The organism is Aeromonas intestinalis (assembly GCF_054052485.1).
This window is the reverse complement of sequence record NZ_JBSTYK010000007.1, coordinates 154,652-167,106: the sequence shown is the minus strand read 5'-3', so window position 1 is coordinate 167,106 and position 12,455 is coordinate 154,652. Positions and strand designations below refer to the sequence as shown.

Here is a 12,455-nt window from a genome sequence, read left to right as displayed (position 1 = left end):
CTGATGAGAGAGAGAATTATCGATGCCATCGCCACGGGTGATGAGACATTTGTATCATCGGTCCTGATTACCGAAGAAGCTGAACTGCAATACAATGACTTTTTGGGTACCCGGCTGGCTAGATTGAGCAAGTTCTGCATGCTCTCTTTTATTATCGCTAATCTTTTCTTTCTCGCCTTGGCAGGGGCAAGGTTGTCTTATTTACATGCCAATGACATGCTGATATTCAATCCCGCAGCATGGATACCATTTGAGCAAGGCAAGGTCGATATATTCTCTTTTTTGTTGGCCTCGGTTGCATATGTGGTCTTTTTATTCAGACCAGGTGGGGTGACGTCCCGGGAAGGCCATTTGACCTGCATCATCATACCTCACCAAAAATTATTCACATCACTCGTCTATGTTGTCGGCCTGGCCTGGATGTGGGTGCTGCACCTGCATCACAACATGTTGTCTGTCGCACCGATGGGATATTCGTTGCTGCCAGTATTGAGTGTGGTGCTGCCATTATCGTTTATCTGTGCCATGGTCACGTTGCCTTTTTATAGCGTCGTGATGTTGGCCGCGCTGCTGGTAGCCAATATGCGCCCTGTGGTTGAGCTGGATACCGGGTTGTTTGTCATCAACCTCGCATTCTTGATGCTGTTCGTCATCGGAGTTGTGGCCTTGGCGTATTACGTCCTCACCGTCATTGTGAGGCTCGAGTATCAACATTTTCTGCTGACCAAGAAGGTCGTGGGGCGACTCAATCTCGATCCCTTGCTGGCGATCAGCAACCGGCGGATGTTTTTCACCCGGCTTGAGAAGCGGTTATCCAGAAGGCGGGCGGGGGAGATGCCAGGGTGTCTCATGATGATCGATGTGGATCACTTTAAAAAGTACAACGACAGCTATGGTCATGCCGAGGGGGACACCTGTTTGCAACTCATCAGCCAGGGTCTGCTGGAGTGTACGCGGGATGACATGGATCTGGTGGCGCGTTATGGGGGGGAAGAGTTCTGCGTCTACCTCGACGGGGCGTCTTGCGTTGAAGCTGAGATCGTTGCGGCCAGGATTGGCCGCTGGATGCGAGAACAGGCCATTCCCCACCGATCATCGACCGTGTCTGAGCATGTTACGTTGAGTATCGGGATTGCCGAATGCCGCCTCGATGAGCCTCCGGCGGCAAGCTGCGAGCGAGCGGACAAGGCCCTCTATCAGGTGAAAGCGCGGGGCCGCAATGGCTTTCTCATCTCGCTAGGGTGAATCATGTCTGCCATGGGCACGAACGCCTCATGGCAGAGGCTCAGGCCTGTCTGATCTCGCCGGGCTCGCTCTCTTGCTGAGGGCTCCATGTCAGGGCCTGCTCCAGCGGCATGGGTTTGGCATAGACATAACCCTGGATGAGATAGACGCCGTGTTTGGTGAGATAATCGAGCTGGGCCTGATTTTCCACCCCTTCTGCGATCATCTCCATCTTGGATTCGTGGCCGAAGGCGATGATGGCATCCAGCACGGTACGCTTGAAATCCTGGGTGCCGATGGTGTCGACGAACATCTTGTCGATCTTGATGCTGCGGATCCCCAACTGCTGCAGATAGGCGAATCCCCCGTAACCGGTGCCAAAGTCATCGATCTTGAAGTGATACCCCCGCAGTCCCAGCTTGGCTATCTCGCGTGCTGCGACCTTGATATTGGTGATGGGAAGGCGCTCGGTGAGCTCGAACGTCAACCTGTCCGGGCTCGGCCATTTCACTTTGCTCAGCATCTCCAGCAGATAGCGCTGCTCAAGATGGTCAGCGACCAGGTTGACGCTGACCCAGCGAGGCTGGGGCAGGTGCGCCAGATCGTCCACCACCTTGAGCACGAGCTGTTCGGTGATGGGGACGATCAACCCCTGCTGCTCCGCATAGTCGATAAACATCCCGGGGGAGATGAACTCCTCGCCTCGCTGCCAGCGAATGAGCGCCTCATAACCCACGATCTCCTGGGTGCGACTGTCGACAATGGGTTGATAGAAGGGGATGAACTCTCTCCGCTGGATCCCGAGTTTGAGCAGCCCGCTCAGGGAGTTGCGATAGTTGCGCAGCAACCAGTAGGCAAGGGTCAACAGCAGGCCGAGGAGGATGGCACCTGGCAACCCGTAGCCGCGCAACTTCATGGCGACGTAGTGGCGCAGTTCATTGCCGGCCGACAGGGTCTGCTCCACCTTGTTGCGTTCATCGAATGAGGAAACCGACAGTCGGTCCGGTTGCGTCTTGATGGCGGCATTGCCACGGGGGAAGTAGAGGTGGTCCAGGGCGGGATCCTGGTGAATGAATTCGAGATAGAAGCAGTCGGGGCAGGGGTCTTGCATCAACTCGTGGGCCCAGCTGCTATCGAGCACCCAGTAGGCCAGGTTGCCCTGATATTGGGAGTAGATCAGCGTCTCCTGCTCGGTGCCAAAGGCCCCCGGGGTGGCCGTCACGCGATAGTCGAGCCGGCCGGGCATATCCTGGACATCTTTCAGGATCGCAAGCCCAGGCCCCATGGTGGAGCAACTCTTGTCATTGGCCGTGCGAATGCCGGCGAAGCGGATATGACGGCTGTAGTGGGCCGGATCCCGCAGCAGTGCCATATCGATAGGGCCACAGTCAAACTGAAAGCCGGCCAACTGGGTCAGCACGCTGGCATCCAATGCCTGAGTGCGTTCGTCTTGATAGGCCAGCAGCTCGTGCCCCTTGTTGGTGAGCAGATGGCGGCTGATAGGGGTGATGAGGAGCGGGCTCAGGGCCGCGACCAGCAGCAAGGGGGTCAACAACAGCGCCAACAAGATCCAGAAGGAGGAGTATTTCGACATGCAGATCGTCCTTATGCGCGATGTCAGGGTCAATTGAACATTATTTTTGGCTACCCATTTGTAGCACCATACCCTGTCAATGGCTGCCAATTTTTGACCAGCATGCATCATCACCCTTGTCCGTGTTGTGACGTCTGATACAATCCCCCACTGTTCCTGTGAATGACGGGCCTAGCACGGCCACGACCGTGCGTATCACCCTTGTACTAACCGTATTGTGAACGGTGAAACACCGTGGTGAGTTGCCACTCATTCGAGGACTCTCCCAATCTGCATGTGACCTTTGGTACGGGTCACCACTGTATAAGGAAACTCACGATGCCAATCATTACTCTGCCTGACGGCAGTCAACGTCAATTTGCCCAGGCCGTTTCCGTCATGGACGTCGCCGCGGACATCGGTCCCGGTCTCGCCAAGGCGTGCATTGCCGGCCGGGTGAACGGTGAACTGGTGGATGCCTGCGAGTTGATCGAAACCGATTCTTCCCTCGCCATCATCACCGCCAAAGACGAAGAGGGTCTGGACATCCTGCGCCACTCCTGTGCGCACCTGCTCGGCCATGCCATCAAGCAGCTCTGGCCCCAGACCAAGATGGCCATCGGTCCCGTCATCGACAACGGTTTTTATTACGACATCGATCTTGACCGCACCCTGACCGACGAAGATCTGGCCGCCCTGGAAGAGCGCATGCTGGCGCTGGCCGCCAAGGATTACGACGTCATCAAGAAGAAGGTCTCCTGGCAGGAAGCGCGCGACGTGTTCGAAGCCCGCGGCGAGACCTACAAGGTCGAGATCCTGGATCAGAACATCGCTCGTGATGACCAGCCTGGTCTGTATCATCACGAAGAGTACATCGACATGTGCCGCGGCCCCCACGTGCCGAACATGCGTCACTGCCACCACTTCAAGTTGCAGAAGATGTCCGGTGCCTACTGGCGCGGCGACTCCAACAACAAGATGCTGCAGCGCATCTACGGTACCGCCTGGGCCGACAAGAAACAGCTCAAGGCCTACCTGCAGCGTCTGGAAGAGGCCGCCAAGCGGGATCACCGCAAGATTGGCAAGCAGCTTGACCTCTACCACATGCAGGAAGAAGCCCCCGGCATGGTGTTCTGGCACAACGACGGCTGGACCATCTTCCGCGAGCTGGAGACCTTCATCCGCGGCAAGCTCAAGGAGTACGACTATCAGGAGGTGAAAGGCCCCTTCATGATGGATCGCGTGCTGTGGGAGCGCTCCGGTCATTGGGAGAAATACGCCCAGGCCATGTTCACTACCCAGTCCGAGAACCGCGAGTACGCCATCAAGCCGATGAACTGCCCGGGTCACGTGCAGATCTTCAATCAGGGTCTGAAGTCCTACCGCGATCTGCCCCTGCGCATGGCCGAGTTCGGCTCCTGCCACCGCAACGAGCCGTCCGGTTCTCTGCACGGCCTGATGCGGGTGCGCGGCTTCACCCAGGATGACGCTCACATCTTCTGTACCGAAGATCAGATCATGGAAGAGGTCTCGGCCTGTATCCGCATGGTCTACGACGTCTATGGCACCTTCGGCTTCGAGAACATCGTGGTCAAGCTCTCCACCCGTCCCGAACAGCGCATCGGCTCCGATGAAGCCTGGGATCGCGCCGAAGCCGCCCTGGCGGAAGCCCTGGTGCTGAACGGCCTGAAATACGATCTGCAGCCGGGTGAGGGGGCCTTCTACGGTCCCAAGATCGAATTCACCCTGCACGATTGTCTTGATCGTGCGTGGCAGTGTGGTACCGTGCAGCTCGATTTTGCCTTGCCGGGCCGTCTTGGCGCCACTTATGTGGGCGAAGACAACGAGCGCCACGTCCCCGTGATGATCCACCGTGCCATTCTGGGCTCCCTCGAGCGCTTCATCGGGATCCTGACCGAAGAGTACGCCGGTCTGTTCCCGACCTGGTTGGCGCCGACCCAGGCGGTGGTGATGAATATCACGGATGCTCAGGCCGATTATGCGGTGAAAGTAGCCAAGGCATTGAATGATGCGGGCCTTCGCGCAAAAGCGGACTTGAGAAATGAGAAGATTGGCTTTAAAATCCGCGAGCATACTTTGAAGCGAGTACCTTTCATGCTGGTCTGCGGCGATAAAGAAGTAGAAGCCGGTAAGATTGCAGTACGGACTCGTAAAGGGGCTGACCTGGGGACTTATCCTGTTGAAGAGCTGATTGCTCTGTTGACCCAGGAAGTTCAGACCCGCGGACAAAAGAAAGTGGAGGAATAAGCTATAAAAGGCGGAAAAAAACTGGGCAAGCAACCGCAAGCCCGCGCTCACCGGATCAATGAAGAGATCCGTCTGAAAGAAGTTCGTCTGACCGGTCTGGATGGTGAAGCCATTGGCATCACCTCCATCCAAGATGCACTGAACTTGGCCCTTGAGGCCGGAGTGGATCTGGTCGAGATCAGTCCTAACGCTGAGCCGCCCGTTTGCCGGATCATGGATTACGGCAAATTCCTCTACGAAAAGAGCAAGACCACCAAAGAACAGAAGAAAAAGCAGAAAGTCGTCCAGGTCAAGGAGATCAAATTCCGTCCTGGCACTGACGAAGGCGACTATCAGGTAAAACTACGCAACCTGGTTCGCTTTCTGGAAGACGGGGACAAGGCGAAGGTCACCCTGCGCTTCCGTGGTCGTGAGATGGCCCACCAGGATCTTGGTATCAAGGTACTGGAGCGAGTCAAAACCGATCTGGAAGAGTTGGCCGTAGTCGAATCGTTCCCGAAAGTCGAAGGCCGTCAAGCTGTGATGGTTCTCGCACCTAAGAAGAAATCTTAAGGCCCACAAGAAATTGACTCATGGGGCCCGCCTCATGAGTCGGTTCGCCTTGCGATTTTGTTGTCACTCACAATGCGGAGTATGAAATGCCGAAGATGAAAACCAACCGGGGCGCCGCAAAGCGCTTCAAGAAGACTGGCTCAGGTCGCTTCAAGTGCAAGCACAACCACCTGCGTCACATCCTGACCAAGAAGAGCAGTAAGCGTAAGCGTAAGCTGGGGCCGAAGTTCATGGTTTCTGCTGCCGACCACAAACGTGTTGTCGCTTGTCTGCCGTACGCATAAGGGGGATGTGAAAAATGCCAAGAGTTAAACGTGGTGTGACCGCTCGCGCTCGTCACAAGAAAGTAATGAAAGCCGCCAAGGGTTACTACGGCGCCCGTTCCCGTGTCTACCGCGTAGCGGTACAAGCGGTAACCAAAGCTGGTCAGTATGCCTACCGTGACCGTCGTCAGAAGAAGCGTCAGTTCCGTCAGCTGTGGATCGCGCGTATCAACGCTGCTGCCCGTCAGAACGGTCTGTCCTACAGCCGTCTGATCAACGGTCTGAAGAAGGCTTCTATCGAGATCGATCGCAAGATCCTGTCCGATATCGCCGTTCACGACAAGTTGGCTTTCACCGCCCTGGTTGAAAAGGCTAAAGCAGCGCTGGTTTAATCCGGTTCTGTTATGAAAGATAAAAGGAGGCTTCGGCCTCCTTTTTTGTTGGGCGCCTCCCTGCGTGGGAGTCACCTGTGGTCATCGCTTGTCGCGTCGATACCAGGCTGCCGACTCGTGAATTTGGCGGCCTGCGCTTCCTGCCTTCATCCTGGACTCATCATTTATGCTGCCTGTCGCGCAGTTAAATAGTCGATTTACCCACTCCTTTCTGTTCCGCTGTTTGTTTCCGTTGTTTTTCCGTTCTGTAGTGGCATTGTCATCCATTCTTTACATTCTTGATGTGTCAATCGCTGTTATTGTTTCTGTAAACAGTTGATTGAAAAACAATATTAAGTAACTGTATGTCGACTAGAATGTGTGGGCGAGAAAAACAAGCGTTTGCAACAAGGAGTGTCTATGAAATACACGCAACGAAAAATGAAACCTCTTTTCATCAAGTTGGTGCTGGCCGGTCTGGTCACGAGCTTGTCCCTGCCGAGCCTGGCCGCCGAGGATCTGCGCAAGGAGGCCGCGGCCGCCACCCAGGCCGCCAACGACAAGCTGTTGACCGAGCTGCCATTTGCCGACAAGACCGACTTCGAGAATGCCAACAAGGGCTTCATCGCCGCCCTGCCGTCAGCCCCCATCAAGGGGGAGGCGGGCAACCTCATCTGGGATCCGCAGAAGTACGGTTTCATCAAGGAGGGGCAGAAGGCCCCCGCGACCGTCAACCCCAGCCTCTGGCGTCAGTCCCAGTTGATCAACATCAGCGGGCTGTTCAAGGTCACCGATGGGATTTATCAGGTGCGTAACCTGGATTTGTCCAACATGACCATCATCGAGGGCAAGGAGGGGCTCACCCTGGTGGATCCCCTGGTTTCTGCCGAAACCGCCAAGATAGCCCTGGATCTCTATTACGAGCATCAGGGCAAGAAGCCGGTCAAGGCCGTGATCTATACCCACAGTCACGTGGATCACTACGGCGGTGTGCGCGGCGTGGTCGACGAAGCCGATGTGAAGGCCGGCAAGGTGAAGATCTACGCACCGGATGGTTTCATGGAGGCGGCGGTCGCCGAGAACATCATGGCGGGCAACGTCATGAGCCGTCGTGCCAGCTACATGTATGGCAACCTGCTGCCGGCGGACGAGAAGGGCCAGGTCGGGGCCGGTCTTGGGACCACCACCTCGGCGGGGACCGTGACCCTGATCGCCCCCACCAACATCATCACCAAGACGGGCCAGAAAGAGGTCATCGACGGGCTGACCTATGAGTTCATGATGGCGCCGGGCTCGGAAGCGCCGTCCGAGATGCTCTGGTTCATCGAGGAGAAGAAGGCCATCTCCGCCGCCGAGGATGCGACCCACACCCTGCACAACACCTACTCTCTGCGCGGCGCCAAGATCCGCGAGCCGCTGCCCTGGTCCAAGTACCTGAACCAGGCGCTCTCCATGTGGGGTGACAAGGCCGAGGTCATGTTCGCCCAGCACCACTGGCCTACCTGGGGCAACAAGGAGGTCACCACTCTGCTCAAATCCCAGCGTGATCTCTATCGCTACATCAACGATGAGACCCTGCGTCTGGCCAACATGGGCTACACCCGCGACGAGATCGCCGAGCAGTTCAAGCTGCCGGATACCCTGGCCAACACCTGGGCCAACCGTGGTTACTACGGTTCCATCAGTCACAACGTGAAGGCGACCTATGTGCTCTATCTCGGCTGGTTTGACGGCAACCCGGCAACCCTGAACGAGCTGAGCCCGACCGAGTCGGCCAAGAAGTACGTGGAATTCATGGGCGGTGCCGACGAGGTACTGAAGAAAGCCAAGGCCTCCTACGACAAGGGTGAATACCGCTGGGTGGCTCAGGTGGTGAAACACGTGGTGTTCGCCGATCCGAGCAACAAGGCGGCCAAGGAGCTCGAAGCCGATGCCCTTGAGCAGATGGGTTATCAGGCCGAGTCCGGCCCGTGGCGCAACTTCTACCTGACCGGTGCCAAGGAGCTGCGCAGCGGGGTGACGCCGCTGCCGACCCCGAACACCGCGAGCCCGGACACGGTGCGCGCCATGTCGCTCGACATGTTCTTCGACTACCTGGCGGTGCGTCTGAACGGGCCCAAGTCCGGCGCAGCCAAGGCGGTACTGAACTTCGACTTCGGCGATACCGGTGGCAAGTACAAGGTGGAGCTGGAGAACGGGGTGCTGAACCACACCGCCAACAGCGAGGCCAGCAACGCCGATACCACGATCGCCCTGTCACGGGATACCCTGAACAACCTGATCTTGAAGCAAACCACCCTGGAAAAAGCCGTCGCGGCAGGGGATGTGAAGATCAGCGGCAACGCCGACAAACTCAAGGAAGTGCTGGGTTATCTGGACAACTTCGAGTTCTGGTTCAACATCGTGACGCCTTGATAAGGCTTGAGCGTCCGCTCGTCACACCAGGCGTGGTCATCAGGACCACGCCTTTTTTGTCTCTGGGGCCATGGTTTGGCCGAACGCGAAGGGAGCAGGGGCGACGGCGTACCTTTACGCCGCGCCAGCGCCGGGCGACGGTGGCCTTGCGCCGATAACATGACTGCCATCACATTGATTTGGCTTTAAATTTTGAGCCATGTCGGCGACAGCCCGGAGAAGGGATGCCGAACCTTGCCGGATCAGGGGGAGGGGATGGCGTTGTTCTGGGTCATAACAAAATGATTTCTCGGGAGAAAAGCCCACCTTAACTATGGTCAGCCGAGGCCATTTTTTTGTATTATCGACCTCTTGACCTTATTTAGCCTAAAGGCTCCTGTTCCGGGAGTGGTGACGAGGAAGACATGCAACAGCTTGAAGAAGTAGTCGGCCAGGCCAAGGCCGAAATTGAGGGCGTGAGCGACATTGCGACCCTCGATGAGATCCGGGTCAAATATCTGGGTAAAAAAGGCTTTTTTACCGAGCAGATGAAGGGCCTCGGGGCACTCACTGCCGAGGAGCGTCCCGCCGCGGGGGCCGTGATCAACCAGGCCAAGCAGCAGGTTCAGGATGCCCTGAACGCGCGCCGTGAAGCTCTGGAAGTCGCCGTGCTGAACCAGAAGCTGGCTGCCGAGACCATCGACATCAGCCTGCCGGGCCGTCGTATCGAAAACGGCGGTCTGCACCCGGTGACCCGCACCATCGAGCGCATCGAGCGCCTGTTTGGCGAGATGGGCTTCAAAGTGGAGCGCGGTCCCGAAATCGAAGATGGCTTCCACAACTTCGATGCCCTGAACATCCCGGCTCATCACCCGGCTCGCACCGATCACGATACCTTCTACTTCAATCCGGACCTGATGCTGCGCACCCACACCTCTGGCGTGCAGATCCGCACCATGGAGCATCAGCAGCCGCCGATCCGCATCATTGCACCGGGCCGGGTCTATCGTAACGATTACGACATGACCCACACCCCCATGTTCCACCAGGTCGAAGGGCTGCTGGTAGACGAACATGCCAGCTTTACCGAGCTCAAAGGCATATTGCACGACTTCTTGCGCAATTACTTCGAAGAAGATCTCACCATCCGCTTCCGTCCCTCCTACTTCCCGTTCACCGAGCCGAGCGCCGAAGTGGACGTGATGGGCAAGAACGGCAAGTGGCTGGAAGTGCTGGGCTGCGGCATGGTGCACCCGAACGTGCTGCGTTCGGTGGGCATCGATCCGGAAAAATACTCCGGCTTTGCCTTCGGCATGGGCGTCGAACGTCTGACCATGCTGCGCTACGGGGTCAACGACCTGCGAGCCTTCTTCGAAAACGACCTGCGCTTCCTCAAGCAGTTCAAGTAAGGGCGAGAGAACATGAAATTCAGTAAATCCTGGGTGATGGAGTGGGTCCGCACCGAGTTGAGTGACAACGCACTGGCCGAGCAGATCACCATGGCCGGTCTGGAAGTCGATGCCATCGAGGCCGTGGCCGGCCAGTTCAACAACGTGGTGGTCGGTGAAGTGGTCGAGTGCGCCCAGCACCCGGACGCCGACAAGCTGCGGGTGACCAAGGTCAACGTGGGCGAAGCCGAACTGCTGGACATCGTCTGCGGCGCGCCGAACTGCCGCACCGGCCTCAAAGTGTGCGTGGCCAAGGTGGGTGCGACCCTGCCGGGCGACTTCACCATCAAGAAGGCCAAGCTGCGCGGCCAGCCCTCCCACGGCATGCTCTGCTCCTTCAGCGAGCTCGGCATCGAGGTCGAGGCGGACGGCATCATAGAGCTGCCAGGCGATGCCCCCATCGGCACCGATATCCGTGAATACCTGAACCTCAACGACGTCGCCATCGATGTGGACTTGACGCCGAACCGCGCCGACTGCCTCGGCATCGCGGGGCTTGCCCGCGAGATCGGCGTGCTCAACAGCGCCGACGTGGTGGAGCCGAGCTGGACCCCGGCCGCGGCCACCATCGACGCCAGCTTCCCGATCCGGGTCGAGGCACCGGCCGACTGCCCGCGCTACCTCGGCCGCGTCATCAAGGGGCTGAACTTGAAGGCCCAGAGCCCGCTCTGGATGCAGGAGAAGCTGCGCCGTGGCGGCATTCGTTCCATCGACGCCATCGTCGACATCACCAACTTCCTGCTGCTGGAATACGGCCAGCCGATGCATGCCTTCGATCTGGCCAAGCTGGAAGGGGAACTGGTGGTGCGCCGCGCCCGTGCGGACGAGCCCATGACCCTGCTGGACGGCAACGAGGTCAAACTCAAAGAGACCACCCTTGTTATCGCCGATGCCACAGGCCCTGCCTGTATGGCCGGCATCTTCGGCGGTGAGCGTACCGGCGTGTCCGAGACCACCACCGACATCCTGCTGGAGTGCGCCTTCTTCGCGCCGCTCTCCATCACGGGTCGTGCCCGTGCCTATGGCCTGCACACCGACTCCTCCCACCGCTTCGAGCGCGGGGTGGATCCCGAGCTGCAAGCCAAGGTGATGGACAGAGCCACCCGCCTGTTGCTGGATATCTGCGGCGGGGAAGCCGGTCCCGTCATCGAGGTCAAGTCCGATGCCCACCTGCCGAAGGCCGCCCCCATCAAGCTGCGCCGTGCCAAGCTCGACAAGGTGATCGGCATCAGCGTGCCGGACGCCCAGGTGCTCGAGATCCTGACTCGCCTCGGCATGCAGGTGACCACAGAGGCCGATGGCTGGACCGCTCTGGCGCCCTCCTGGCGTTTCGACATCGCCATCGAGGAAGATCTCATCGAGGAAGTGGCCCGCATCTACGGCTACAACAACATCCCTAACCTGAAACCGGCCGCCTCCCTGGCCATGGTGGAGCAGGCTGAAGGCCAGGTGACCCTCAAGCGGGTGCGCGACCTGCTGGTGGATCGCGGCTTCCAGGAAGCCATCACCTACAGCTTCGTGGATCCCAAGGCCCAGCAGACCCTGTTCCCCCAGAGCGATGCCATCGTGCTGCCGAACCCCATCTCGGTCGAGATGTCCGCCATGCGCGTCTCCCTGTTCCCGGGTCTGGTGCAGGCCGTGGTCTACAACCAGAATCGTCAGCAGGGCCGGGTGCGTCTGTTCGAGCAGGGCCTGCGCTTCATCAAGGACGCCAATGCCGAGAACGGTATCCGTCAGGAGCCCATGCTGGCCGGCATCATCACCGGCAACCAGAGCGACGAGCACTGGGATATCAAGAGCCGCGGTAGCGACTTCTTTGATCTGAAAGGGGATCTGGAAGCGGTGCTGGATCTGACCGCCGAAGGGGCCACCTTCAGCTTCGAGCGTACCGAGCACAGTGCCCTGCATCCGGGCCAGAGCGCGGCCATACTGCGCAATGGCGTCGTCATCGGTCACATCGGTGTCATCCACCCGAGCCTCGACAAGAAGCTGGGCCTCAAGTCCCGGGCCATCATGTTCGAGCTGGAATTGGACAAGCTGATCCCGGCCAAGGTGCCGGTTGCGACCGAGGTTTCCCGCTTCCCGGCCAACCGCCGCGACATCGCCGTGGTGGTTGACAGTCAGGTTCTGGCCGGTGACGTCCTGGCAGTAATTAAAAAAGTTGGCGGAAATCAGTTAGTTGGAATAAACTTGTTCGACGTATATCAGGGTGCTGGTATGGCCGAGAACAAGAAGAGTCTGGCTATCAGCCTGGTGTTGCAAGACGCACAACGCACCCTGGAGGAGAAAGAGATCGCCGAGACCGTGGACAATGTCGTGCGGGCCCTCGGTGAAGAGTTGAATGCATCCTTGAGGGATTGAT

9 protein-coding genes are annotated in these 12,455 nt (G+C 58.2%); 8 read left to right on the top strand and 1 reads right to left on the bottom strand.

Annotation, left to right across the window (positions count from 1 at the left end; genetic code table 11):
* Positions 1 to 3 precede the first annotated feature (3 nt).
* Positions 4 to 1,245 carry a diguanylate cyclase domain-containing protein gene (locus tag ACW5W7_RS11050; RefSeq protein ID WP_456501725.1) on the top strand — a complete coding sequence of 414 codons (1,242 nt, stop codon included), beginning with the start codon at positions 4 to 6 and terminating at the stop codon, positions 1,243 to 1,245.
* Between the two features lie 40 nt (positions 1,246 to 1,285).
* Here the strand turns inward: ACW5W7_RS11050 and ACW5W7_RS11045 are convergent, their stop codons facing one another.
* Positions 1,286 to 2,818 (bottom strand): EAL domain-containing protein, encoded by a 1,533-nt coding sequence (locus tag ACW5W7_RS11045; RefSeq protein WP_456501724.1) that lies wholly within the window; start codon positions 2,816 to 2,818, stop codon positions 1,286 to 1,288.
* 318 nt (positions 2,819 to 3,136) lie between these two features.
* Between ACW5W7_RS11045 and thrS the strand changes: the two genes are divergently transcribed.
* From thrS to pheT, 7 genes are all read left to right on the top strand, one after another.
* Positions 3,137 to 5,065 carry a threonine--tRNA ligase gene (thrS, locus tag ACW5W7_RS11040; RefSeq protein WP_434662296.1) on the top strand — a complete coding sequence of 643 codons (1,929 nt, stop codon included), beginning with the start codon at positions 3,137 to 3,139 and terminating at the stop codon, positions 5,063 to 5,065.
* A 3-nt stretch (positions 5,066 to 5,068) separates the two neighbouring features.
* Positions 5,069 to 5,617: a translation initiation factor IF-3 gene (gene infC, locus ACW5W7_RS11035; RefSeq protein WP_434476195.1), complete on the top strand. Its 549-nt coding sequence runs from the start codon at positions 5,069 to 5,071 to the stop codon at positions 5,615 to 5,617.
* Between the two features lie 86 nt (positions 5,618 to 5,703).
* On the top strand, positions 5,704 to 5,901 hold the full coding sequence (gene rpmI, locus ACW5W7_RS11030) for a 50S ribosomal protein L35 (RefSeq protein WP_005315535.1): 198 nt from the start codon (positions 5,704 to 5,706) through the stop codon (positions 5,899 to 5,901).
* Positions 5,902 to 5,915: 14 nt separating this feature from the next.
* Positions 5,916 to 6,272, top strand: coding sequence for a 50S ribosomal protein L20 (rplT, locus tag ACW5W7_RS11025; protein WP_005300683.1), 357 nt, complete (start codon positions 5,916 to 5,918; stop codon positions 6,270 to 6,272).
* A gap of 399 nt (positions 6,273 to 6,671) precedes the next feature.
* Positions 6,672 to 8,666, top strand: a complete 1,995-nt coding sequence (locus tag ACW5W7_RS11020; protein WP_456501723.1) for an alkyl/aryl-sulfatase — start codon at positions 6,672 to 6,674, stop codon at positions 8,664 to 8,666.
* 404 nt (positions 8,667 to 9,070) lie between these two features.
* Positions 9,071 to 10,054, top strand: a complete 984-nt coding sequence (gene pheS, locus ACW5W7_RS11015) for a phenylalanine--tRNA ligase subunit alpha (protein WP_349917570.1) — start codon at positions 9,071 to 9,073, stop codon at positions 10,052 to 10,054.
* Positions 10,055 to 10,066: 12 nt separating this feature from the next.
* Positions 10,067 to 12,454 carry a phenylalanine--tRNA ligase subunit beta gene (gene pheT, locus ACW5W7_RS11010; protein WP_456501722.1) on the top strand — a complete coding sequence of 796 codons (2,388 nt, stop codon included), beginning with the start codon at positions 10,067 to 10,069 and terminating at the stop codon, positions 12,452 to 12,454.
* Position 12,455: the final 1 nt, after the last annotated feature.

Excerpts from the sequence above, each read along its gene's own strand:
- ACW5W7_RS11050 (WP_456501725.1), top strand. The coding sequence starts at position 4 with ATGAGAGAGAGAATTATCGATGCCATCGCCACGGGTGATGAGACATTT.
- ACW5W7_RS11045 (WP_456501724.1), bottom strand. The coding sequence starts at position 2,818 with ATGTCGAAATACTCCTCCTTCTGGATCTTGTTGGCGCTGTTGTTGACC.
- thrS (WP_434662296.1), top strand. The coding sequence starts at position 3,137 with ATGCCAATCATTACTCTGCCTGACGGCAGTCAACGTCAATTTGCCCAG.
- rpmI (WP_005315535.1), top strand. The coding sequence starts at position 5,704 with ATGCCGAAGATGAAAACCAACCGGGGCGCCGCAAAGCGCTTCAAGAAG.
- rplT (WP_005300683.1), top strand. The coding sequence starts at position 5,916 with ATGCCAAGAGTTAAACGTGGTGTGACCGCTCGCGCTCGTCACAAGAAA.
- ACW5W7_RS11020 (WP_456501723.1), top strand. The coding sequence starts at position 6,672 with ATGAAATACACGCAACGAAAAATGAAACCTCTTTTCATCAAGTTGGTG.
- pheS (WP_349917570.1), top strand. The coding sequence starts at position 9,071 with ATGCAACAGCTTGAAGAAGTAGTCGGCCAGGCCAAGGCCGAAATTGAG.
- pheT (WP_456501722.1), top strand. The coding sequence starts at position 10,067 with ATGAAATTCAGTAAATCCTGGGTGATGGAGTGGGTCCGCACCGAGTTG.